The 24,292-nt window shown below is 39.8% G+C and carries 26 protein-coding genes and 1 other annotated feature; of the genes, 22 read left to right on the top strand and 4 right to left on the bottom strand.

Annotated elements, in window-relative coordinates; all coding sequences use genetic code 11:
- Positions 1-87 precede the first annotated feature (87 nt).
- The 5 genes from HUK45_RS01805 to HUK45_RS01785 all read left to right on the top strand — a co-directional run bounded on the left by HUK45_RS01805 (position 88) and on the right by HUK45_RS01785 (position 7,491).
- Positions 88-2,253: a PBP1A family penicillin-binding protein gene (locus tag HUK45_RS01805; protein WP_191910820.1), complete on the top strand. Its 2,166-nt coding sequence runs from the start codon at positions 88-90 to the stop codon at positions 2,251-2,253.
- A gap of 67 nt (positions 2,254-2,320) precedes the next feature.
- Positions 2,321-2,695, top strand: a complete 375-nt coding sequence (locus HUK45_RS01800; RefSeq protein ID WP_102169130.1) for a YlbF family regulator — start codon at positions 2,321-2,323, stop codon at positions 2,693-2,695.
- 94 nt (positions 2,696-2,789) lie between these two features.
- Positions 2,790-3,995 (top strand): metallophosphoesterase family protein, encoded by a 1,206-nt coding sequence (locus tag HUK45_RS01795; RefSeq protein ID WP_191910819.1) that lies wholly within the window; start codon positions 2,790-2,792, stop codon positions 3,993-3,995.
- The gene (locus tag HUK45_RS01790) at positions 3,985-6,453 is read left to right on the top strand and encodes an ATP-binding protein (protein WP_191910818.1); all 2,469 of its coding nucleotides are present in this window, start codon (positions 3,985-3,987) and stop codon (positions 6,451-6,453) included. The genes HUK45_RS01795 and HUK45_RS01790 overlap by 11 nt, the downstream gene beginning before the upstream one ends.
- Before the next feature lie 105 nt (positions 6,454-6,558).
- On the top strand, positions 6,559-7,491 hold the full coding sequence (locus tag HUK45_RS01785) for a peptidylprolyl isomerase (RefSeq protein ID WP_191910817.1): 933 nt from the start codon (positions 6,559-6,561) through the stop codon (positions 7,489-7,491).
- 69 nt (positions 7,492-7,560) lie between these two features.
- Here HUK45_RS01785 and HUK45_RS01780 read toward each other — a convergent pair whose 3' ends face one another.
- Both HUK45_RS01780 and HUK45_RS01775 read right to left on the bottom strand, forming a co-directional pair.
- Entirely contained in the window at positions 7,561-7,785 is a 225-nt protein-coding gene (locus HUK45_RS01780) for a hypothetical protein (RefSeq protein ID WP_191910816.1), read from the bottom strand.
- On the bottom strand, positions 7,766-8,203 hold the full coding sequence (locus HUK45_RS01775) for an HIT family protein (protein ID WP_191910815.1): 438 nt from the start codon (positions 8,201-8,203) through the stop codon (positions 7,766-7,768). The genes HUK45_RS01780 and HUK45_RS01775 overlap by 20 nt, the downstream gene beginning before the upstream one ends.
- A 125-nt stretch (positions 8,204-8,328) precedes the next feature.
- Here HUK45_RS01775 and HUK45_RS01770 point away from each other — a divergent pair, with 125 nt between their 5' ends.
- Genes HUK45_RS01770 through HUK45_RS01755 form a run of 4 tightly spaced genes read left to right on the top strand, consistent with a single transcriptional unit; the run spans position 8,329 to position 11,326 of the window.
- Positions 8,329-9,066, top strand: a complete 738-nt coding sequence (locus tag HUK45_RS01770; protein ID WP_191910814.1) for an ABC transporter ATP-binding protein — start codon at positions 8,329-8,331, stop codon at positions 9,064-9,066.
- Positions 9,059-10,261: an ABC transporter permease gene (locus tag HUK45_RS01765; protein WP_191910813.1), complete on the top strand. Its 1,203-nt coding sequence runs from the start codon at positions 9,059-9,061 to the stop codon at positions 10,259-10,261. The genes HUK45_RS01770 and HUK45_RS01765 overlap by 8 nt, the downstream gene beginning before the upstream one ends.
- An 8-nt stretch (positions 10,262-10,269) precedes the next feature.
- A complete protein-coding gene (gene trmB / locus HUK45_RS01760) occupies positions 10,270-10,926 on the top strand; it encodes a tRNA (guanosine(46)-N7)-methyltransferase TrmB (RefSeq protein ID WP_191910812.1) in 657 nt (218 codons plus the stop codon).
- Between the two features lie 10 nt (positions 10,927-10,936).
- On the top strand, positions 10,937-11,326 hold the full coding sequence (locus HUK45_RS01755) for a HesB/YadR/YfhF family protein (RefSeq protein WP_191910811.1): 390 nt from the start codon (positions 10,937-10,939) through the stop codon (positions 11,324-11,326).
- Between the two features lie 83 nt (positions 11,327-11,409).
- On the opposite strand, the gene HUK45_RS01750 is transcribed toward HUK45_RS01755, so the two are convergent.
- Positions 11,410-11,757, bottom strand: a complete 348-nt coding sequence (locus HUK45_RS01750) for a PepSY domain-containing protein (RefSeq protein WP_191910810.1) — start codon at positions 11,755-11,757, stop codon at positions 11,410-11,412.
- Between the two features lie 139 nt (positions 11,758-11,896).
- Here HUK45_RS01750 and HUK45_RS01745 point away from each other — a divergent pair, with 139 nt between their 5' ends.
- The 4 genes from HUK45_RS01745 to HUK45_RS01730 all read left to right on the top strand — a co-directional run bounded on the left by HUK45_RS01745 (position 11,897) and on the right by HUK45_RS01730 (position 15,099).
- The gene (locus HUK45_RS01745; protein ID WP_191910809.1) at positions 11,897-12,217 is read left to right on the top strand and encodes a thioredoxin family protein; all 321 of its coding nucleotides are present in this window, start codon (positions 11,897-11,899) and stop codon (positions 12,215-12,217) included.
- A gap of 89 nt (positions 12,218-12,306) precedes the next feature.
- Positions 12,307-12,957 carry a YtpR family tRNA-binding protein gene (gene ytpR / locus HUK45_RS01740; protein WP_191910808.1) on the top strand — a complete coding sequence of 217 codons (651 nt, stop codon included), beginning with the start codon at positions 12,307-12,309 and terminating at the stop codon, positions 12,955-12,957.
- A 40-nt stretch (positions 12,958-12,997) separates the two neighbouring features.
- On the top strand, positions 12,998-14,305 hold the full coding sequence (gene murC / locus HUK45_RS01735; protein WP_191910807.1) for a UDP-N-acetylmuramate--L-alanine ligase: 1,308 nt from the start codon (positions 12,998-13,000) through the stop codon (positions 14,303-14,305).
- An 80-nt stretch (positions 14,306-14,385) separates the two neighbouring features.
- Complete coding sequence (locus tag HUK45_RS01730; protein ID WP_191910806.1) at positions 14,386-15,099, top strand: Bax inhibitor-1/YccA family protein; 714 nt, start codon at positions 14,386-14,388, stop codon at positions 15,097-15,099.
- A 66-nt stretch (positions 15,100-15,165) separates the two neighbouring features.
- Here the strand turns inward: HUK45_RS01730 and HUK45_RS01725 are convergent, their stop codons facing one another.
- Positions 15,166-15,834: a YoaK family protein gene (locus HUK45_RS01725; protein ID WP_191910805.1), complete on the bottom strand. Its 669-nt coding sequence runs from the start codon at positions 15,832-15,834 to the stop codon at positions 15,166-15,168.
- Positions 15,835-15,956: 122 nt separating this feature from the next.
- Here HUK45_RS01725 and polA point away from each other — a divergent pair, with 122 nt between their 5' ends.
- From polA to rplT, 9 genes are all read left to right on the top strand, one after another.
- Positions 15,957-18,617 (top strand): DNA polymerase I, encoded by a 2,661-nt coding sequence (gene polA, locus HUK45_RS01720; protein WP_191910804.1) that lies wholly within the window; start codon positions 15,957-15,959, stop codon positions 18,615-18,617.
- Positions 18,618-18,635: 18 nt separating this feature from the next.
- Positions 18,636-19,478 carry a DNA-formamidopyrimidine glycosylase gene (gene mutM, locus HUK45_RS01715; RefSeq protein WP_191910803.1) on the top strand — a complete coding sequence of 281 codons (843 nt, stop codon included), beginning with the start codon at positions 18,636-18,638 and terminating at the stop codon, positions 19,476-19,478.
- Positions 19,471-20,076 (top strand): dephospho-CoA kinase, encoded by a 606-nt coding sequence (coaE, locus tag HUK45_RS01710; RefSeq protein ID WP_191910802.1) that lies wholly within the window; start codon positions 19,471-19,473, stop codon positions 20,074-20,076. Before mutM ends, coaE begins: the two co-directional genes overlap by 8 nt.
- Positions 20,077-20,118: 42 nt before the next feature.
- Complete coding sequence (gene nrdR, locus HUK45_RS01705) at positions 20,119-20,583, top strand: transcriptional regulator NrdR (protein WP_102169149.1); 465 nt, start codon at positions 20,119-20,121, stop codon at positions 20,581-20,583.
- A gap of 17 nt (positions 20,584-20,600) precedes the next feature.
- A complete protein-coding gene (locus tag HUK45_RS01700) occupies positions 20,601-21,977 on the top strand; it encodes a replication initiation and membrane attachment family protein (protein WP_191910801.1) in 1,377 nt (458 codons plus the stop codon).
- A complete protein-coding gene (dnaI, locus tag HUK45_RS01695; RefSeq protein WP_191910800.1) occupies positions 21,974-22,912 on the top strand; it encodes a primosomal protein DnaI in 939 nt (312 codons plus the stop codon). The genes HUK45_RS01700 and dnaI overlap by 4 nt, the downstream gene beginning before the upstream one ends.
- A gap of 60 nt (positions 22,913-22,972) precedes the next feature.
- Positions 22,973-23,102, top strand: a sequence feature (ribosomal protein L20 leader region).
- 43 nt (positions 23,103-23,145) lie between these two features.
- Positions 23,146-23,658 carry a translation initiation factor IF-3 gene (gene infC / locus HUK45_RS01690; protein ID WP_003717273.1) on the top strand — a complete coding sequence of 171 codons (513 nt, stop codon included), beginning with the start codon at positions 23,146-23,148 and terminating at the stop codon, positions 23,656-23,658.
- A 25-nt stretch (positions 23,659-23,683) separates the two neighbouring features.
- Positions 23,684-23,881 (top strand): 50S ribosomal protein L35, encoded by a 198-nt coding sequence (gene rpmI, locus HUK45_RS01685; protein ID WP_003715352.1) that lies wholly within the window; start codon positions 23,684-23,686, stop codon positions 23,879-23,881.
- Between the two features lie 41 nt (positions 23,882-23,922).
- On the top strand, positions 23,923-24,276 hold the full coding sequence (gene rplT / locus HUK45_RS01680) for a 50S ribosomal protein L20 (RefSeq protein WP_003717274.1): 354 nt from the start codon (positions 23,923-23,925) through the stop codon (positions 24,274-24,276).
- Positions 24,277-24,292 lie beyond the last annotated feature (16 nt).

The raw sequence follows: 24,292 nt of genomic DNA, 5'->3' as shown, positions 1-24,292 counted from the left end.
GTTATGCTGACCGAAAATTGACTACGGAAAAATTCTCCTATGGTAAAATGATTGAGACTTAATGTTACTAAATATGGGGATTAATAAATGAGAAGAGAACCAGAAGAGAAATCACCTTTTCGGGAACGGTTGCTTGCTTGGCTAAAGCAGCTTTGGCAACGGGTAAAAGAGGTTGTTAACGAACTTTGGCAACGGTTTATTCGTTGGTTAAAGCAGTTTTGGCATCGGTACCAACTAACACGGTGGCTAATTGTAATTTTTTTAGGAGTATTTTTGGCAACTAGTACTTACCTGACATTTGTTGCTAAGACAGCAGATGTTAAGAACTTAGAACATCGTTTACAGCGACCAACGATGATCTATGACCATGATAATCAGTCTGCTGGAAGTTTATATTCGCAGAAAGGGACGTATGTACCACTTAATAAGATTTCAGCAAATGTTCCAGCAGCGGTAATTTCTACTGAAGACCGGAACTTTTACCATGAACACGGTTTTTCGGTTAAGGGACTTGGGCGTGCCGGCTTTTTGTTGATTAAGAATAAGCTGCTACATCGTGATTACATTTCTGGTGGGGGAAGCACCTTGACTCAGCAGTTAGTTAAGAATGCCTTTCTAACCCAACAGCAAACATTTTCACGGAAAGCACGAGAAATTTTTATCGCGGTAGAAGTTGAAAATCAATACAGTAAAAAGCAAATTCTTACGATGTATCTTAATAATGCCTACTTTGGTAATGGGGTCTGGGGGGTTCAGGATGCCGCCAAAAGGTATTTTGATTGTAATGCAGATGAACTAACTGTCCCTCAGGCTGCAACGTTGGCAGGAATGCTAACATCACCAGGAATTTATGATCCAGTTACTCATCCGGATGCAACTAAGCAACGTCGTAACTTAGTCCTCCAGCTAATGGTTGAAAATCACCAATTAAGTCAAACAGCAGCTGACCAATATAAAAAGGTTCCGTTAGAAGTTACTAACGGGTATGTTGCACCGGATACCTATCGTTACCCATACTATTTCGATGCCGTGATTTCTGAGGCAATTAATAAATACCACCTTTCAGAAAAGGAAATCATGAATAATGGTTATAAGATTTATACGACCTTGGATCAGGATCAGCAACGCTCAATGCAACAAACTTACGAAGACGATGATAACTTCCCTAGCAATTCAGTTGATGGGACTAAGGTACAGTCGGCTTCAGTTGCGATGAATCCGAAAACGGGTGGGGTTACCGCAATTGTTGGTGGTCGAGGGAAACATGTTTTCCGAGGCTTCAATCGGGGAATACAGATGCGTCGGCAACCAGGTTCAACGATTAAGCCACTGGTTGTTTATGCTCCAGCCTTAGAACATGGTTATTTCTATGATTCCACGCTGCAGGATAAGAAACAAGCGTATGGGACCAATGACTATACACCAAAAAACTATGATGATACTTATGCCGGAAGTGTTCCTATGTATAAGGCAGTCTATGAAAGTCTGAATGCGCCAGCAGTATGGTTGTTAAACAAGATCGGGGTTAATACTGGATATAAGATGGCCCAGAAATTTGGCCTACCAGTGGAAAAAGGGGATAAGAACCTTGCCCTTGCTTTAGGGGGAATGACTAAGGGTGTTTCTCCTGAACAAATTGCTCGTGCTTATGCTACCTTTGCTAATGAGGGTAAGATGCCTGACACCCACTACATTACAAAGATCAAGGATGCTTCTGGAAAGACGATTGTTACCGCCAAGACGGCCAAACCAAAACGGGTTGTCACTGCTAATACTGCTAAGAACATGACAAGTATGTTAATCGGCGTCTTTGAACACGGGACTGGTCAATCCGCTCGGCCTGCTGGTTACACGTTAGCCGGGAAAACAGGAACAACGGAATCGGCAGTTAAAAGCGATAGTGCTGATGATCGTGATAAGTGGATTGTTGGTTATACTCCTGATGTGGTAGTTGCTACTTGGGAAGGTTATGATGATACTAATTCATCCCATGCCCTTCAAGATATCTCAATGAAAAATGTTAATAGCCTTTATAAAGCTGAGATGAGTGGGATTTTGAAGAATACGCCAAATACGAAATTTAACGTTCAGGATGCCCAAACACGAGCAACCGCAAATAGCGGGAAGAGTAATAAGGGTTGGGGCTCACTGCTGAAAAATGGTGGTGACCTGATGAACCGGTTTAATCAATCAGTAAATGACTTTGGTAATCGTGCTGGGCAGCTGTGGAATAATGTTCGCTCTTTATTCTGAAAGAATGATGATTAGCTGATAGTATGATACAATCGAATTGTTGAATAAATGAAAAGAGGTTACAAAAATGGTTAATATTTATGACACCGCTAATGAACTTAGTAATCAATTAAAAGAAACCCAAGAATATCAAGGATTAAAGAAGGCTTTTGATAGTTTGAAGGCCCAAAAAGACACTTTTGAAACTTTTAAGAAGTTCCAACAAATGCAAGCAGATGCTCAACAAAAGCAAATGACTGGTCAAAAGCTTACTCAAGACGAAATTAATGCAATTCAAACCGTTGCTAAGGAAATGAGCTCCAAGCCTGAAGTTCAAACCTTAATGAACCAAGAACGTGCTGTTGATAATATGCTTCAACAACTCAACCGGACAATTACTAGTCCTATCCAAGATATTTACAAGGATGTTATGCCACAAGGTCCACAACCAACTGACAAGTAACTGTTAATTTAGTTATAAAGATGATAACGGGAAGCAGAATGATGACAGTCGTGTCTGAGTGCTCTTCCCGTTTTTCCATTCAAAGGGTGAAAAAATGAAGTTTATTCATACTGCAGATTTACATTTAGATAGCCCGTTTCGGGGACTGGATGAAATGCCAACCCAAATTTGGCAACGGGTTCACCAGTCAACATTTACGGCATTTGAACGAATTGTTGATGATGCAATTAATCAGCAAGTTGATTTTGTCTTGATTGTTGGCGATATTTATGATCGCGATCATCACAGTGCTGAAGCGGAAGATTTCTTTATCCACCAGTGTCGACAGTTAGCAAAACAACAAATTCCTGTTTACCTGAGTTATGGTAATCATGATTATCAGCCAGTAACGGAACAATTAAATTCATTGCCGAACAATGTTCATGTATTTGGTAACCAGGTTGAAACAAAAACATTAACGCTTGCTGATGGCCAGATAGTAGCAATTACAGGATTTAGTTACGGTAAGCGTTGGTTAGTTGAAGATCAAACCAGTAAATTTCCGAAAAAAGGGACTGCTGATTGGCAGATTGGGATGCTTCATGGCGCCATCTCACAAAATAATCCCGATCAGGATCACTACGCTCCCTTCACACTTTCTGAACTGTTACAGAAGAAATATGATTATTGGGCATTAGGACATATTCATAAGCACCAGGTTCTGAACGAGGAACCACTGGTTATTTATCCAGGGAATCCGCAGGGACGCCATAAAAACGAGGATGGTCACCATGGCTATTATCTTGTTCAAAGTGATGCTGATAAGTTAACGGCAGAGTTTAAGTCGGTTGCGCCAATTGAATGGTGTGAGATTGATGCTCAATTAAACCACGATCAAACAGCTGATTCATTAATTGAAATGCTTCTTCATAAGGAAAAGACAGAAGATCGTTTTAAGATGATTGCGTTTAATATCCATTTAACAGGTCAAGTTAATGATTTAACTAAAAAATTGCTAGCTAATGGGACAATTTTGGCTCGGCTTCAGGAAAGATTGAGTGAAAAGGGCGATTACCAGTGGTGGCCATATCAACTTAATCTCTTAAAAGATACTGCCTTACCGAAAATGACCGATTTAGACCAGAAATATTGGGACCAATCTGCTAAGGATGTCTTTAGTCAAGCCGCCGTTATTGATCTGGCTGATAAGTTGGCGAAGTATGGCTTTATTGCAGATCAACTTGCAGATCCTTCCCTAGTTAAACAATTACGTTACGAAGCAAGTCAAAAATTAGGTGAGGGGGATCACGATGAAAATTAAACAGGTCCACATTGATGGCTTCGGAAAATGGCATGATCAGGATTTTAGCTTTTCTAACAATCCGGTGCTAATTTATGGAGCCAACGAAGCTGGGAAGACCACTTTAGCTTCGTTTATCCTGAGTATCCTTTTTGGATTTGCGGATGGTCGAGGGAAAAATAAATACCAACAATATATCCCTAAAGATGGTTCGCGTTATGGTGGCTCTTTAACAGTAATTGCTGATCAACACCAGTATGTTATCAAACGTGTCAAGGGGAAAAATGGTGGGAAAGTCACAATTACCAATGAAAAGGGGAAAAAGGAAAAACAGGATTTCCTTGCTAAATTGCTCGGCCCCTTAGATCGTGAACTTTATCAAACCATCTACAGCTTTAACCAAAATAATATTCTAAATGATGAATTGGACCGGGAACAATTAGAGCAGCATTTACAGCGATTAGGAGCAGTTGGCAGTCAGGAATGGCTCCAGCAAATTGCTCACCTAGAAAAAGCAGCAGATTCCCTGTATAAACCCCGCGGACGAAAGTTAAGTCTAAATCGTCATTTGAAAGAATATGATGAACTTCGTGAACGGGTTAACCAAGCTCAATCAAAGAGTAGTGAGTACCACCGTTTAGTTGAAGAACAAGTTGAAAAACAATCTGAATTAGAACAACTAAAGCAGGAACAGCCAAAGCTCAAACATCAGGTCGAAAAAGAAGAACGACTTCAACGACTATGGCCAATTTACGAACAGTGGCAAAATCACCAGAAAGAATCCCCTACAGAGCGGTTAACGGACGATGAAATTATTAAGATTCAAGAACTGCAAAGTAGGGAGCGGGAACTTAACGCTCAATATAAGTCACTTAATCAACAGCGGCTTGAACAGCAAGCGGTTATCAAAAAAATGGCTGATCCTGAAGTAAAGGATTATCGATCACATAAAGCACATTATCTGCAATTAAAAGATCAGTTGTTGACCTTACAAATTCAAAAAAATAGTCAAGCAGTTGATCAGCAGGAACAATGGCATACCGAACTTAAGCAGCTAGCGGAACGTTATGGAAGTGTTAAGTTACCAGAGCCACTTTCTGAACGAGCGGTGAGTGAACTGGAAGGGCTGCTTAGGACCAACTCTCAAATTAGCAATAGCCAAAATCTATTTATTCCTGGAATTGGAATTGTCCTTTTTGTATTGGGATTGATTCTTCGCCAGCCCCTAGTTTGGATTTGCGGAATTATTGCTCTTGGTGGTGCAGGAGCATTATGGTTTAAGCAGCAACAACGCGAAAAAAAGTTAACGGCAGAACGAAATGCTATGCTTCAGTCATTTGGAGAGAAACATAATTTAGCGGCATTTCCAACAAGTAAATGGTTAATGATGCAGGGGGACCTTCATCGTTACCATGATTTAAAAGCTCAATTAGAGCAAGCAGATAAGCGTAAAACTAGTTTTGAACACCAGCTAGAATTAATTAAGCAACAACTACCAGTTAGGTTAGCGGCTAATTCTCTCAATGAATTAATTAATAGTTATCAGCGATGGCTTGTTGAGATGCAGGATCAGGAACAACAATTAAGTAGTGTGGAACAGGAACTAACCCGAATCCAAAGCCAAATTGACCAATTAACGCAACAGTTGACTAAGTGTCGGCAAGCTAAGGAGACTGAATATAAGTCGCTTGGAATTAAAACTGATAATGAATTTAAACAACTTCAGGCACAAAAAGTAGCTGACCAAACTAGGAAGGTCACGGCATCAGCTTATGGTCAGCAGCTAACAACTGGTGATCGTCAACAATTAGCCCGCTATGATAGCAAGGATTTGCTTGATAATAAGGTTTCTCTTGCTCATCAGGAATTAGCAGCTAATGAACAAAAACAAACGGAGCTTGAAACTGCATTAGCCCAAATCAATGTTAAAATTAATACCTTAGTTCAGGATGGCTCATTTAGTAAATTAAACCAGCAGTTAACAAATCTGCAGACGGTAATTTGGGATGAAACTAAACAATGGTTAAGTGACCAGCTTGCTATTCGGTGGATTAATGGGGCACTGAAACTAGCATCTCAAGATCGGTACCCGAAGATTCTTCAACAAGCAGAAAGGTTTTTTGCAATTTTAACTGCTGATCGTTACCAGAAAATTATTGTTGATGATAGTGGAATTAGTGTATTAAACGATAACCAGCAAATCTTTCAGGTTGCTGAACTATCGCTTGGAACAGCAGAACAATTATTTATTTCTCTCCGTTTGGGATTCATTACGGTAATTAATGACCAGATTAAATTACCGGTTATGGTGGATGATGGTTTTGTTAATTTTGATAATGTTCGTCGGGGACGGATGTTAAAATTATTGAACCAGATGGCTGAGGAAAACCAAGTAATTTACTTTACCGCTAATGATCAGATTAAGGAGCTGGGGGCACCCGTTGTCGATCTCGATCAGCTAAATAAGAATAAAGTTTGAAAATCGTTTAAACATTCTGGATCAAGTCGTGGTATCACTTTTTGAGTGTGGTATATTAGATTGGTAAGTTTTGTGAAAATCAAATTTAATCGAGGAAGTGTTTTTTTGAAATCTAAGAAGTTAATCGCTATGATTGCCTGTGCAACGCTAGTCCTGCCATTAGCAGCTTGTGGGAGTAAGGCCGTTGCAACTACTAGTGGGGGAAAGATTACTCAGGAAGAGTACTATAACGAAATGAAAACCACCACTAACGGGAAGCAAGTTCTTCAACAAATGATCTTGGATAAGGTCTTGGAGAAGGAGTACGGGAAGCAGGTTTCTGATAAGCAAGTTAACGCCCAATACAACACGTACAAGAATCAATATGGTTCACAATTTAGTGCGGTGTTACAACAGCAAGGGTTGACTGAGAAAAAGTTAAAGCAACAAATTCGCTCTAATCTCTGCTTGGAAGCTGCTGTGCGAAGCTATACCCACATTACTAATGCACAAATTGATAAGCAGTGGAAGAAGTACGAGCCAAAGGTCCAAACTGCTGAAATCCTTGTGGGAAGTAAGGACGATGCTCAAAGTATCATTGATCAGTTGAATAATTCAGATCATCCTTACAAGACCTTCAAGAAGTTAGTTAAGTCTAAGTCAACTGATGCCTCAACCAAAAATGCTGGTGGTAAGGTAGCAGCATTCGATAATACTTCAACTTCTGTTGACTCAGCATACAAGAAGGCGGCATTTAAGTTGAAGACTGGTGAATATACTACTGAGCCGGTTAAAACAGATGACGGCTATGTTGTGATCTACATGATTGAACACCCGGCAAAGGGGAAGAAGAGCCAACACATTAATGACTTGAAGACACAAATCGTTCAAGAAAAGATGAATGATTCTAAGTTCTTACATAAGGTTGTTTCAAACGTCCTTAAGAAGGGAAACGTTTCAATTAAAGATAACGATCTAAAGAATATTATGGATGATTACTTAAATAGTAATGCAAGCACCACTAAATCAAATAGTGGCTCATCCCTCGCTAATAACTAAAATTATTCTGGCTAAAATAAAAGGAAGCCCTTGGCATCCGGTTAATCCGAATACGATGGGCTTCCTTTGTTATTCTTTTAGTTTATCAATAATTTGCTGAATTCTTTCAAGATGAGGCTGACTTTTAAATTGCCATTGCTCATGAAGAAGTTCAACCTCATCAACGTACTTTTCAAGTCCTTTAGCAGCATCCTGTAATTTCTGGGTACTTGTGGATAGTTGTTTAAGTGAGTGGAGAAGAAACTTAATATTAGCTAAGTCTGCTTGAAAATGATTAGTTATTGGTGTTATCAAATTGTCGCTTAATTGACTCTTGAATTTCTTTGTATTTAGCGTCATTGTATTCACCTGAATTATCCTTAAAAATCATCTTAAAATCGTCTTGATCGGAGTAACGAGGAATTAAGTGAATGTGTGAGTGGAAAACAGATTGGTAGGCAACTTTACCGTTATTATTCAAAACATTAAGGCCCTTAATTTTAGGGTTTGAGGCCTTAACTGCCCGTGCAATTTTTGGCAGGCGGGAGAAAACGGCAGCAGTTAATTCTTCGTCATATGCAAAGAGATCTGGAACATGCTTCTTGGGGATGACCAAGGTATGTCCAGGTGTTCCTTGAGAAATATCAAGGAACGCTTTTACTACGTCATCTTCGTATACCGTATAACTAGGAATTTCACCCTTTACTATTTTACAGAAAATACAGTCATCCATTAGTGATCGCTCCTTTGAAAAATATTGTTACCATAAGTATACCAAAAGTGTTCCGAAAAAGAGCTGTCAATAAGTGACCTATGATATAATCAACGCTAGATAAGTCAATAAAAAGAGGGAAAATAATGGCACTTGAAATAAAAAATTTGATTGGGGGATATTCCCGAATCCCGGTACTAAAAGGAATTAGTTTTCAGGTTAAGCCTGGTGAGCTGGTCGGCCTAATTGGTCTTAATGGTGCTGGTAAGTCAACAACAATTAATCATGTCATTGGATTATTAAGACCATTTTCAGGTGAAATTACTTTAAATGGGGTTAATATTCAACAGGATCCCGTCGATTATAAAAAACAAATTGCTTATGTTCCAGAAACACCAATTTTGTACGATGAACTAACTCTTCGGGAGCACATTGAGTTAACGATTAAGGCATACTCATTAAATAACGCAGAGGCATGGTCTAGGGCTCAGAAATTATTAAAAACGTTTCGGTTGGATAATAAACTTGACTGGTTTCCGGCTAACTTTTCAAAAGGGATGAAGCAGAAAGTAATGATTTGCTGTGCTCTGATGACTGATGCCAAATTATTAATTGTTGATGAACCTTTTTATGGACTTGATCCATTGGCGGTTCATGATTTGTTAGAATTGATTGAGGAACGGAAAAAGGCAGGTACAGCTGTCTTGATGTCAACTCACGTTCTTGACACTGCTCAACGTTACTGTGATCGCTTTGTCCTGTTAGCTAACGGTAAAGTTCGCGCTCGGGGGACATTGGACGAATTACGGCAAAAAGCTGATAAGCCTGATGAGTCACTTGATGATATTTATCTCAGCCTAGCAAGGGATGATCAAAATGAATAATTTATTTAGTCAACGTCGGCAAAGGCATTTCACGGAGTTACTAAAGTATTGGCGGTTAGTATTTAATGACCACTTTGTCATTGCTTTATTCTTCCTCTTTGGTGTACTGGCTTATGGTTATTCACAGTGGCTGCCACAATTAAATGACCATCTCTGGTGGTCGCGATGGCTGCTAGTTCTTTGGTTTGTGTTAATTACTCAGGTTGGGCGGCTGGCAACGCTGGTTAAACGCCCTGATCCTGTCTTTCTTCTTCCCCAGGTAAGATCTATTAGCCGTTATTTGAAACAAGCAACTATCTATAGCATGATTTTAGGCGTGCTTATGATGCTTATTCTCTCTGCAATTGCTCTACCGTTTGCTTTAACGACAGAGCGGTTAACAGAGCTTGATATTAGCCTAATCTTAATCACAGCGTTGATTGTTAAGGTAACGTGGCTTTGGACAGCCAGGAAAGCGATCAGTATTCGCTGGGGAGCACAACGTAGCAGAACGATTGCTGAATATTGGATAAACCCATTAATTGTTTGGCTGGTGACGTGGTTTGTGGGACCTATTTGGGGCCTGTTAGTATCGGTAATCTTACTAATTGCGATGACTACTTATTATAGAAGTGTTGCGATTGATTGGCGACTAGCTGTTCGAGCAGAACAAGATCGGATGTTTAGCATTTACCGGTTCTTTAACCTCTTTACTGATGTCCCAAGTGTTCAGGGACGTATTAAGCGACGGAAATGGGCAGCTGGTTTAATTAAATTACTAGAAAATGATAATCATCCTTGGGCATACTTGTATGCGCATGGTTTTGTGCGAAATACTGAGGTAAGTGGATTAGTAATGCGGTTAACGATTGTTGGAATGCTAGTTGTCTTTTTCATTCCGGTCAATTGGTTAAATACCGTTATTGCTCTGCTGTTTATTTACCTTGTTGCTACCCAGCTAATGCCATTTTACGAACAGTACCAGAATAACGTTTTTACTCATATTTATCCGATTGCCCATGAAGTTCGGGTTAAGGACTTTCAACGGCTATTGGGTAGGGTAATTATCATTGAAATGTTACTAATAGTGATCGCAAGCATTGGTCGGGACCTTAACTGGCAACGGTTAGGGTTGAACTTGGTTTTAGGAATTGTGGAAAGCTATCTTTTAACTAAATTCTATTTTCAACGTCGAATTAAAAAAATGACAAAGTGAGGAATATTATGCGTGTAAAACATAAGAAGTGGGCGGACCCATTAATGGCGGAACACCCTGAATTATTGGTTGATGATGCAACACAGTTTAAGGGAAAATGGCAATCGCGCTTTTCCAAGAAACAGCCCCTTCATCTTGAAGTAGGAATGGGAAAGGGGCAATTTATTATTGGAATGGCAAAAGCACATCCGGAGATTAACTTTATCGGTTTGGAAATTCAGCGGACTGTTGCTGCAATTGCTTTAAAAAAAGCCCTTCCAGAAAAACTACCTAACTTGCAGTTGATTTGTGGTGAAGGTGAGGAGTTAACTGAATATTTTGAACCTGGTGAAGTTGAGAAACTTTACCTGAACTTCTCAGATCCATGGCCAAAGAAACGACATGCAAAACGGCGATTAACCTATCACACCTTTTTGAGTGAGTATCAACTCATTTTGCAGCCACAAGGACAAGTTGAACTGAAAACTGATAATATGGGATTCTTTGAATTTTCCGTTGTTAGTATGAATAATTTTGGAATGAAGTTTGCTGGGCTTTGGCTTGATCTTCATAATAGTGATGAGAATGAACATAATGTTGAAACCGAATATGAGCATAAGTTTGCTTCAAAGGGACAGCCAATTTATAAGCTAACCGCAGCAATGCCGAAAAAAGATAGCCTATAGGGATGATTAAATGAAATTAATTATTACGAACAGTGCCAGTAAATGGTTTCAGGATAATTACGCCCTTAAACCTGGGGATGGGGTTAGAATTTATGGGGAAACTATTCAACCACGAGATGTTCATCACGGTTCCCGGCAAGGGTTTGCCCCAGAAAGGGATCTATCAAATGCAACGGTAATTGAGAAAAAGGATGGAATTAATTATCATATTAATTTTAACGATAGCTGGTTCTTTTCGGGACTAGTAACGTTAATCGACTATCAAAATAATGCGCAGTATCCTGTCTTCTTCTTTCAACGGGAAGAAAATGGGCAAGTAGTAACTGCAGATAATTTTATTGGCGAAAATGTTGACGCTACTACTGGAGCTTCAAGTAAATTTGAAGATTACTGGGAATAGTAAAGTATATAAATATAGGGTCCCAACGTTCGGTAATACCGAATTCTGGAACCCTATATTTTTCTTTCTATTCATAGAAATTTTTAGTTATTTAATGATCGCTCAACCCGCTTCAATGAAAGAAGACTCCCTGTTTTGGCATCAGCAATAAATTGGTAATCAACTGGCTGATCATCTTCCAAACGGGTAACGCCACCTTCGTAAGCTTCAGTTTTAACTGCGAAACGTTGATAGGGGATTCGATGTTGATTAATCCAACTACCGGTAACCTCTCCTTCACGTTTGAAATCATCGCGAATCATTTTGAGAATTTGGTCAGCTGAAATCCGTCGTTGACCAAACAACTTTCCAGCAAGGAACCCAACCACCCCAGATGCACCGAGTGTTACTGGTAATAACCAAGGATTGAGTGAATTATTAGAATCATTCATTTAATTAATTGCTTCCTTTGTCAGTTAGTATCAAAATTAATAATGTTAATTTTAACATTAACGGATAGAAAAAGCTAATTAAGAGCTAATGTGATAGCATAATGATATAATTACTTCAATTTATCGTGGAGGTAAGAAAATGGAAAAGTTACCGCAAATGCAAGAAGAGCAATTATTAGAAAAGATTGGTAAAGGGAAAGTCGTCCTGTTTTTTGATGCTGGGTGGTGTCCTGACTGTCACTTTATTAAGCCAGCAATGCCACAAATTGAACAAGATTTCCCAGAATACACCTTCATTGAGGTAGATCGTGATGAAAACATTGACCTTGCTGCTGAATTAAATATTTTTGGTATTCCAAGCTTTGTTGTTTACAGTGATGGCAAAGAAATCGGTCGTTTTGTAAACAAAGATCGAAAAACTAAGCAACAAGTAGAAGATTTTTTAAATGATTTGAAGTAAAATGGTAAACGGTAAAAAGAATGAAGGGGTCGGCGTATTATTAATCACGATTCCCTTCATTGTTATTTTGATGGAGAAAGGAAAATCTGATGTTAATTTCTAGTTATAACCCTCAAGAGATGGGCGATGTTTTAGTTGTTATTACTGGTCCTGATGTGGCTGACCAGACTGTAAATTCTAAAGAAAACGTTACACAAATTACTGCTGCGAAGGATGGAAGCCTTCTTGGCTATAACTTCTTTAATGCAAGTGAAGTATTACCAGAGCTGAAGGATGAACGGGGACAAGTATTTTTAAGCGATGAACAAGTTGCTAAGTTAAATAAAGTGCTGACTCAAGCAGGTTTTACTGATGAATTAACAGCTGATCATACACCTAAGTTTGTAGTTGGTTATGTTGAGAAAATTGAGGATCATCCCAAGTCAGATCACCTTAAAATTACTCAAACACGAGTAGAAGATGGCAAGACGGTTCAAATTGTGTGTGGATCTCCTAATGTTAAGGAGCATATTAAGGTTGTTGCAGCGCGTCCTGGTGCGATGATGCCGAGTGGTAAAATTATCTGGCCTGGTGAATTAATGGGGGTTAAAAGTGAAGGAATGCTTTGCGGCTTTCGTGAGCTTCGGTTAAAGAATGCTCCTGATAAGAAAGGGCTATGGATAATTCCTGATGATTGGCAGGAAACTGGTGAAGCGGTTGACTTTAAACGGGCCGATACTTACTTTCCAGCCCAAAACTAGGCTGCTAATTTAACAACTATTTGTGAAAGGAACCAGACTGATGGATAAAAAAACTTATTATTTTATTGGAATTAAAGGAACAGGGATGGCATCACTTGCCCGAATCCTTCATGATAAGGGGAATGAGGTTTTAGGGTCAGACATCGAAAAGGAAACCTTTACCCAGGGACCATTATTGAAGAATGGTATTAAGATTTTGCTGTTTGATCCAGCTAACTTAAAGCCAGGAATGATTGTTATTCAAGGAAATGCTTTTGGTGAAGATCATCCAGAGGTAAAGAAGGCCCATGAACTTGGATTAACAGTTATGAGTTATCCTGAAGCGGTAGAAAACGAGGTGGCTAGTCATACCAGTATTGGAATTGCGGGTGCGCATGGTAAGACCAGTACAACAGCTCTCCTAGCCCATGTCCTTGATGGTGTTGAACCTACTAGCTACTTAATTGGTGATGGTGTTGGTAAGGGAAATGCCAAGGACCGCTTCTTTGTATTTGAGGCAGATGAGTACCGTGATCACTTCCTAGCATATCATCCAGACTATGCCATTATGACAAACATTGATTTTGATCACCCTGACTTTTTTAAGGATATTGATGATGTTCGCAGTTCCTTTGAGACATACGGAAAGCAAGTTAGGAAGGCGATCTTTGCTTGGGGTGATGATGATAATCTGCGGAAACTCGATGTTGATGTTCCTGTTTACTACTATGGAACAAATGAAAGAGACGATTTCCGTGCAGAAAATATCCAACGAACACCAGCTGGTTCGACCTATGATGCCTACTTTAAGGATCAAAAGTTAGGAACATTCACCATTCATCTTTATGGCGAACACAGTGTTCTTAATAGCTTGGCAGTAATTGCCGTTGCTTACATGGAACATGTCGATATGGCAGATATTAAACGTGAGCTGGCAAACTTTACTGGGGTTAAGCGGCGGTTTAGTGAAACCGACATTGCCGATGAAACACTGATTGATGATTATGCTCACCACCCAAGTGAAATTAAGGCAACCATTGATGCTGCTCGGCAGAAATATCCGGATCGCCAAGTGATTGCTGTTTTCCAACCACATACTTATTCGCGATTAGCCGCTTATATTGATGGCTTTGCAGAATCATTAAGAAAAGCAGATAAGGTTTTTGTTACACCAATCTTTGGTTCTATTCGTGAACAAGCTGGGCATGTTTCAAGTGAAGATCTTGAAGCAAAGATTCCTGATAGTGAAGGAATTGATATGGATACGATGACAAAGCTTCTTCATTATCATGATGCTGTGGTTGTCTTCATGGGTGCTGGAGATATTGAAAAATATGAAGATAAGTATAAAGAGCTGTTAAACAAGTAGTTGGCAGGTTGAAGGCCGCAATTAAATTTGTTATTATTTTTGAAAGGTCAGAGAAAGTCAAATTAAAAGGAATGATATAAATGAATAACTTTTCTGGACAACCGGAGCGCCGGGTTGTTACTGATTCCGCAGGATTGAATCGGTTCTTGACTCGGATGTACGGTAACATGGTGGTTGCGATTTTGGTTTCTGCATTTTCCGCCTATTTAACAATGAATACATTTCGTCGTGAGGTTTTCGGTTACTTTGGTGCCCATCCGGCAATGATCTGGCTTGTCTTACTGTTGCCAATTGCTTTGTCAATGGGAATTAGTTTTAGCGCTACCAGGAATCCTGTTGGTGCTTTCGTAATGTTGATGCTGATATCAATCATTTATGGAGTTGAGTTCGCATTGATTGCCGGTGTTTATACTGGTGCAAGTATTGCTTCGGCTTTTGTTTCATCATCAGTGATCTTTATTGTAATGGCGATTTACGGGACCGTAACTAAACGGGACTTGACTAAGTTTGGATCACATGCAATGGCAGCATTGATTGCTTTGATTATTGCTTACATTATTAATATGTTCTTGCAAAGTCCAGCGATTGCTTACATTTTCTCTTTCATCACAGTAATTATTTTTACTGTACTGACTGGCTGGGATGCACAGAAAATGAAGCAGATTTATGTTAACTATGGTGATCAAGTTTCAGTAACCGGATTAGCAGTTTTGGGTGCACTTCAATTGTACTTAGACTTTGTTAACCTCTTCATTTCACTCCTCCAAATTTTTGGGATGAGTGATCGAAACTAATTAAAAGGGAGGGGGGTGAGAAAACGTTTAGCTTTTCTCACTCTCTTCCTTTTTTCAATGGTTATTCTAATTAGATTCATGGACTTTTTGATAATAATAAAATATATCAGTTAAGAAGATAATGGCGACTGCAACCCAAATTGTTTTCATCCTGAAGAAGGGCTGAATGATTGCCGATGAAATGGCGCCAAGGGTAAATGCTAAAACGATGATGAAGTAGTTAATAGCAATTTCTAAATCTTGTTGACGATGGTGGTAGATATATTCGGTGCCGAAAACGACTGACTTTTTAATGTTACCTGTAGTAAAAACACTGCTGTAACCGAGCCCCTCGATTTTACTGAAAGCGGTATTTAGTAAAGCAAGGCCAAAGGAAACCAGACCGACTGAAAGATATGTAGGAAAGTTCTCAGGCATACTGCCCACGAATCCACCAATGATTAAGATTGGGAAAAGGCAGAAGATTCGCCAGTATTTGATATGGGCCTGTAAGGTAATAGCAACAATAATCCCGAGAATATAGAGGGCAATTGCGCCACATCGATCGATAATCCCAATAACATTATGATTAACTAACGCTGCAGCGAGAAAAACGATATTTCCAGTTTGTGCAGCAGCAAGCGTATGACCACATTGAACATAGGTGAACGCATCAAGAAAGCCGCCACAAAAAGTCATGATGATGGCAAACAGACGTGCCTCTTCAACGTGATGAGTATTAAGTAATTTGTTCAAAAGATCCCTTCTTTAACTGATGATAAAACCTTAACGCTCTCATTAAATTCGTGAACAGGAAACTAACGGAGCCTTCCAATCTTTGGTACAATTATTAAGAATAAGAGAAGGAGCGGTATTAAATGGCAAAACAACTATTATTAATTGATGGTAACAGCATTGTTTTTCGGGCTTTTTTTGCAATGCACAACCAGATTGATAAATTTACTAACAAGGATGGCCTGCACACGGCAGCTATTTATGGCTTCAAGTTGATGCTTGATCATGTTTTAGAAAATTTTCATCCAGATGCAGCACTAGTAGCTTTTGATGCTGGTAAGGTTACTTTTCGAACCAAAATGTATGGCGACTATAAGGGTGGCCGGAGTAAGACTCCCGAAGAATTAACTGAGCAACTTCCGTATGTCCGTGAACTAGTAAAAGATTCTGGATTACATAGTTATGAATTAAAGGGCTATGAGGCTGATGATATTATCGGAACCCTCGCTAAGGAAGGTGATACAGCTGGCTATGAGACCTTAATTGTTACAGGTGACCGTGACTTAACCCAACTTGCCAGTGAACATACTACGGTAGCAGTTACCCATAAGGGAGTTACCGATACTGAACATTATACGCCAGAACATGTTCAAGAAAAACTTGGGATCACACCGGCCCAGATTATCGATATGAAGGCTTTAATGGGTGATACCTCTGATAATTATCCCGGAGTTACCAAAATTGGGGAAAAGACCGCGATTAAGCTTGTAAAACAGTTTGGTTCTGTCGAAGGTATTTATGAAAATATTGATAAATTGAAAAAGAGCAAGATGAAAGAACACCTAGTCGAAGAGGAAGATATTGCTCGACAATGTAAGACGTTAGCCACTATTTTGCGCGATGCACCGGTTGAAGTTAAGCTAGCAGATCTTGAATATAAGGGTCCGCAAACAGAAAAACTAATTGACTTCTATCAGAAGATGGATTTTCAGTCATTTTTAAAGAAAATGGCTGTTTCACCAGATGATCAGGACACCGAAATTGCACCGGTTGAGTACACGGAACTGACTGCTGATAACCTGGATCTTATTGCTAAATTAGGTGATCGGGGAAGCTTTTATTTAGAAATGCCAGATCCTAATTATCACACTTCATCATTTGCCGGTTTTGCTTTGGGTAACGGCAAACAATGGCTAGTAAGTCGTGATCCTGAATTACTGAAGACGGCCGAGGTCAAAAGCTGGCTAACCGATTCTAAAATCAAGAAGGACGTTTTTAATGCGAAAGCACAGATCGTTGGCCTGAATCGATTAGGAATTACTCTTGACGGAATTGATTTTGATCTTCTTCTGGCTTCCTATCTTCTGAATACCAATGACAATAGCAATGATTTGGGAAAATTGGCTCATGAGCATGGATATGATGATGTGCAAACGGATGAAGAAGTTTATGGAAAGGGAGCTAAGAGGACAATTCCTGATGATGATCAGCTGTTCTTTCAGCATCTTGCCAATAAGGCACGAGCAATTGAACAGTTGCGTCCCCAATTATTTGAACAGTTAAAGAAAAATGAACAGTTACCTCTTTATACTGATATTGAATTACCACTAACCCATGTTTTAGCCAAAATGGAAATTACTGGGGTTCATGTTGACGCGCAAACGTTAAAGAATATGGGGAGCAAGTTAACTGAACGGCTCGCGGAGATTGAGGAACAGATTTATCAAGAAGCTGGCGAAGAGTTTAACATTAACTCCACTAAACAGCTTGGTAAAATTCTCTTTGAAAAGTTAAAGCTACCTGTTATTAAGAAAACTAAGACAGGGTATTCAACAGCTGTTGATGTTCTCGAAAAATTAGCTCCCCAGGCACCAATTGTGGAAAATATTCTTCAATATCGCCAGATCTCAAAGCTACAATCAACGTATATTAAGGGACTGCTAAAAGTTATTCATTCGAGCGATCAAAAGATCCATACCCGTTACCTACAAACATTAACCCAAACTGGACGTTTATCGTCGGTTGATCCTAATCTACAGAACATCCCAGTACGATTACCAGAAGGGCGGCTTATTCGTCAAGCGTTTGTTCCGAGTCATGAGGGATGGCAGATATTCTCTTCTGATTATTCACAGGTTGAATTACGAGTTCTTGCTCATATTACAGGTGATCATAACCTTCAGGAAGACTTTAAGAATGGTGAGGATATCCATGCCAGCACAGCTCGCCGGATTTTTCATTTAAAACCAGATCAAGAGATTGATCGTAATATGCGTCGGCGGGCAAAGGCGGTTAACTTTGGAATTGTTTATGGGATCAGTGATTATGGGTTAGCCCAACGAATTCACGTTAGTCGCAGCCAAGCTCACGAATTTATTCAAAATTACTTTAAAGAATTTCCAAAAGTTAAGGATTATATTCATAACACGATTGAGTTTGCACGGCAAAATGGATATGTTGAAACGATTACTCATCGTCGTCGTTACTTGCCAGACATTAATGCCAAGAGCTTTAGCCGGCGTTCATTTGCAGAACGAACCGCGATGAATACGCCAATTCAGGGAAGTGCTGCAGATATCATTAAAATTGCAATGATTAAGATGCAGGACGAATTAGAAAAGCGTCAATTAAAGGCAAAAATGCTTCTTCAAATTCATGATGAGCTGGTTTTTAAAGCGCCAAAAGAAGAAATCCCAGTATTGAATAAACTAGTTCCTGACGTAATGGATTCAGCAGTTAAACTTTCTGTTCCGTTAAAGGTCGATAGTAAGTATGGCGATACATGGTATGATTTGAAGAAATAATTTGAGGAGGAAGGATCGATGCCGGAATTACCAGAAGTTGAAACGGTTCGTCGGGGATTATTAAAGATTGCTGCAGGACGAAAGATCAATGGAATTGATGTTCATTATGGTAAGACAATTACTAATGATGTTGAACAGTTTAGGCAGTCACTGATTGGCCAGACAATCGAAACTGTTGATCGTCGTGGCAAATACCTTCTTTTTCGGTTTAGTAATCACCTAACAATGGTCTCCCACTTACGTATGGAGGGCAGTTACTATACACAACCGGCAGGAGCTTCGGTTGATAAGCATACTCACGTTGTCTTTAAATTTACGGATGGAACAGAACTTTGCTACCGTGATACTCGGAAATTTGGCCGAATGACACTAGTAAAAACCGGCGATGAGATGACAGTTGGCGGGTTGAAAACAATTGGTCCAGAGCCCACTGCCACTGATTTTAAGGTTGACTATTTTAAACGAATCTTGCGACGAAGCCGTGGAAAAATAAAACCGTTTTTGCTTAATCAACGCCATGTTGCTGGATTAGGAAATATCTATGTTGATGAAGTTCTTTGGATGAGCGGGATCAATCCTGAACAGCCCGCTAACACCCTTACTGATAAGCAGATCCAGACCCTGCATGATAATATTATTCAAGAGTTATCAAGGGCAATTGAGTATAAAGGGACAACTGTTCATACATTTAAAAATGCGTTTGGCGATGCTGGTGCATTTCAGGAGCAGTTAAATGCGTATGGTCATGGTGGAGATAATTGTCCGCGGTGTGGTACAAAAATGGTAAAAATAAAAGTTAACCAGCGCGGAACCACATTTTGTCCACATTGCCAGCCATTATTGGAGATGAAAAATGACTAAGTTAATTGGATTAACTGGTGGAATTGCAACTGGTAAATCAACTGTTAGTACTTTGCTAAGGTTGAGTGGGTATCCGGTAATTGACGCGGATCAGGTGGTTCGTCAGCTCCAGGCCGCACATTCAAAAGGGCTAGAACGGTTAACAGCAGTATTTGGAAGTGGGATCTTGAATGCTGACCAGACGTTAAATCGGCAGGCGTTGGGTTCCCTTGTATTCAGTGATCAAGCTAAATTAGCTAAGTTGAATATGATAATGCAGCCATTGATTCGTGAAGAGATTTGGCGACAGGTAAAAAACTACCAAAAACAACAAATTCCATATGTTATTTTAGATGCTCCGCTCCTGTTTGAGGAACACTATACTGATGAATGTGACCTGGTCGTGGTTGTTGCTACTAATCATCAAATCCAGGTCCAACGACTAATGAAGCGAAATGGGTATTCGCAAACTGAGGCAGAGCAGCGGATTGACTCTCAGATGTCATTAGAAAAGAAAAAACAATTGGCTGATATTGTAATTGATAATAATGGAAGTAAGGAAGAATTAAAGCGGCAAGTTGCTGGATTGATTGATCAGATGCACAATAATAAGTTATGATAAAATGAAAACTATTTAATAGTAAGCAAGGAGGAAGGCCAGATGCGTTGTCCACACTGTCATAAAAACGGTTCGCGTGTTGTTGATAGTCGGCCAAGTGAAGATGGCACTTTTATTAGACGACGTCGAGAATGCATTCACTGTGGTTTCCGTTTTACCACTTTTGAACGGTATGAAGAGACTCCATTATTAGTGATAAAAAAAGATGGAACACGGCAAGAATTTAGTCGTCAAAAGATTTTAAACGGGATTGTTAGATCTGCGGAAAAACGTCCTGTTAGCATGGAGCGCCTAACAAAAGTAACCGATAAAATTGAAAAAGAAGTTCGCAGCCTTGGTGAAAATGAGGTTTCCAGTCAGGTGATTGGTAAATTTGTTATGCAAGAATTGAAAGACATTGACGAAATTGCCTACATTCGTTTTGCAAGTGTTTACCGTCAATTTAAGGATGTTGATGCATTCATGAACGAGTTGGAATCCATGATGAAAAATAGCGATAAGAAGTAAAGGGGAACGAGGCCATAATGACTAAAAGTAAATCAATATTTGATCCAGGGGCTGGATATATTGTTACTGCTAGCCACCAATGGTCGAATTTTAATGAAAATGTTTTTGAACTTTTTTATCAGCCAATATTAGGAACAGCCGCATTTGCGATGTTTCATGCCTTACGAACACAATTAAACGAAAAACCAGCAATTAGTGATCGGCATCTCCAATCTCAATTACTAGTTCAGCTTAATGCAGGACTGCAGACAGCTGAAGAAGGCATTCAACGCCTGGAAGCAACTGGGATGCTACGGACTTTTACCCAAACTGATCAGCTTGGCGATTTATTCGTTTATGAGCTTCAGCCAACACTTACGCCAGCTGAATTTATTAATGATAATCTTCTTAGTATTCTGCTATTAGAGGCTGTTGGTGAAGCGCGTTTTAAGGAGTTGGGTGAATTTGCTAACCGTTTTGCTTTAGGAAGTCACCAAGTAACATTAAAAGAAATAACCCATAACTTCTTCGATGCTTTTCATGTTAATGATCAACGGATTACGCATTTACCGACAGAGATCACTACTACTCGCAAAAAAATAGTTAGTGAGAAGAAACCAAAGAAGGTAGTTAACGTTGATTTTGACTGGCCGACCCTAGTGCAGTTGTTAAAGGGTCAGCCCATAACCGAAAAGGATCTAAGTAGTAACCGTGACTTAATAGAAGTTGAGCACCAGCTTTATGGGATTGATGAGCCAACAATGGCCCGACTGATTACTCAATCAACTGATTTGACAACAAGCAAAATTCGTCCGCAACGACTTAAACAAATTATAGCTGGAAAATACCGAGTAGATGCTAAGCAGCCGGGTAAAGAAAAAGTTAGTGAAGAAAAAGGAACAGTCACACTTTCACAGGAAGAACAGCAGTTAATTGAAACATGCAAATACTATGCGCCAGTGACGTTTCTTCAACAGCTAAAACAACAGATGGGCGGATTTGTGACTTCAGGAGAACGAGCAATTATTCGGAACTTAATTCAGGAACAACAATTAGATGCGGGCGTTGTTAATATTCTTTCATGGTATGTAATTGCGTCGCTTAAACGACCGACACTTCAAGCAAATTATGTAAATGCAATTGCTAATAATTGGATGCGTGCTGGAGTGGCGACAGCTGAAGAAGCGCTTGCCCATATCCATGAATTTAACGATCAAAAGGCGCAGAAACGTACTAGTCGTCAAACAAACTATTACCGCCGACAAACCACTACTGTTCGAGAGAAGATGCCAGCATGGGCTAATGAAGATGAACAGCAAATCAAGAAGCCAACACCAGAACAATTAGAGCGGCTTCGTCAGCGGTTAGCAAGGCGAAAAAAGTCGGGTGGTCCTGAAGGGGATGAGAGTAAATGAAATCGTTGAGTAAAACAATGAAAGAAATTATGAAGAGCCAAAATTTTGGTCCTGCCTATGAGCAAGTGATCAGTCAGGTTCTGAATGATCCGGAAGTTGCTGCCTTTTTGAAGAATAATGCCCAAAAACTTTCACCTCAGGCAGTTGAGCGAGGCGAGGCTAAGCTTTACGAATACTTTCACGAAAAACAATTGATTAGTAAGGGGACGGCCACGGTAGCACCAGGCTATTTCCCGCAATTGATTGTTAATGCGGGACAAATTGATGTAACTTATGTGCCCACTAAAAAGCTGCTTGAGCAACAACGGCAAGCTCATATTAAGCAACTGGTTTCTTCAATTAATATGCCTAAGTTTATTCATGGGGCTTCCTTTGATCGGTTTTATATTGAGGGGCCGTACCAAACAGAAACACGGAACATTGCTTTAAATGCAGCGCTTGATTTTGTTGAACAATATTCTCCAAATGAATTTCATCCCGGATTATATCTTTATGGCCGGTTTGGTGTTGGAAAGACTTATCTTTTGGGAGCGATTGCTAATGAGCTTGCTCAACAAAAGGGTGTTGCAACAACGATGATGCATTTTCCAAGTTTTGTTGTTGAGATGCGTAATTCGATTAAGACGAATAATTTAGGCTCAAAACTTGATGCGGTAAAAAAGGCCCCGGTATTGGTGCTTGATGATATTGGTGCTGATGCGATGACCACTTGGGCCAGAGACGATATTCTGGGTGTTATCTTGGAATACCGAATGCAAGAAGAGCTTCCAACATTCTTTAGCTCTAACTTCTCAATGGATGAGCTTCAAAGTCACTTAACGGTAAATGTAAAGGGAGAAGAAGAGCCGGTCAAGGCGAGTCGGATTATGGAGCGGATCAAGTTCCTTTCTCGCCAATATGAAATGGCGGGGGCCAATCTTCGTGATAAAGGATAAAAATATTTAATGCTATCCCTTGACATTGAATGATCGCTTTAGTATCCTAGATAACGTTGAAAGAAAAAGCAGGAGCACCCGCTTCTCGCCTAGGTGATAAGGATTGCCGGGCTGACGAGTTAAATAAGAACAATGATAGTATTGTTTATTATTAGCGGGGTGTAGAATGCACTCCGCTTTTTTGCTTGATCTTTCGCTAATAAAATTGGAGGTGCGTTGCCATAGCTCAAGATATGATTGTCAATAACGGTATTCGTGCTCGTGAAGTACGGCTAATTGGTCAAGATGGCGAACAGTTAGGAATTAAGTCAAAACGCGAGGCGTTACAATTAGCTGAAGATGCTAACCTTGATTTGGTTCTGGTAGCCCCAAAGGCTCGACCAGCTGTTGCCCGGATCATGGATTACGGAAAGTACCGTTACGAAATGCAAAAGAAAGAGCGTGAAGCTCGAAAGAAGCAAAAGACTGTAACGGTTAAGGAAATTCGGTTGAGCCCTTCAATCGATACGAATGACTTTAATGTCAAGTTAAAGCGTGTTCGTAAATTTATTGAAAAGGGCGATAAAGTTCGTGTTTCCTTACGATTCCGTGGTCGTGCTATCACCCATAAGGATATCGGTCGTGACATGATTGAAAGAATGGCCAAAGAAACTGAGGACATTGCAACAGTTGTACAACGACCAAAGATGGAAGGGCGGAGTATCTTCTTAACTCTTGCCCCAGCTGCTGATAAAGCAAAAAACTAATTTAAGAAAGTAGGGAATTTTTCTTATGCCAAAGATGAAGACTAACCGTGCCGCTGCAAAGCGTTTTAAGCGTACTGCTAATGGTGGATTCAAGAGTGGTAATTCATTCACCAGTCACCGTTTCCACGGTAAGACCAAGAAGCAACGTCGTCAATTACGTGGCTTGAGCATGATGGACAAGTCCAACGTAAAACGTTACAAGAAGTTACTCCCATTTAAGTAAACTTCGTTCGAAATAAGAAAAACACGTAGGAGGAATTCAACATGCGAGTTAAAGGTGGAACTGTTACGCGCGCACGTCGTAAGCGCATCATGAAATTAGCAAAGGGTTACCGTGGTTCAAAGCACCGTCTTTTTAAGACTGCTAAGGACCAAGTAATGAAGAGCTACACTTATGCTTTCCGTGACCGGAAGGTTAATAAGCGTAAGTTCCGTGAACTTTGGATTGCCCGGATTAACGCTGCTGCACGCATGAACGATATTAGCTACAGCAAGTTAATGCATGGCTTGAAGTTAGCTAACATTGACATCAACCGGAAGATGTTAGCTGACTTGGCTGTTAACGATGCTGAAGCATTTAAGGCTATCGTTGACGAAGCAAAGAAGGCTCTTAACTAAGAGTTCTTAAAATGAA

Origin of the sequence: Limosilactobacillus urinaemulieris, from assembly GCF_014838745.1 — a bacterium.
GTDB lineage: Bacteria > Bacillota > Bacilli > Lactobacillales > Lactobacillaceae > Limosilactobacillus > Limosilactobacillus urinaemulieris.
Note: the sequence above shows the minus strand (reverse complement) of the source record. Positions and strands in the feature narration are given on the sequence as shown.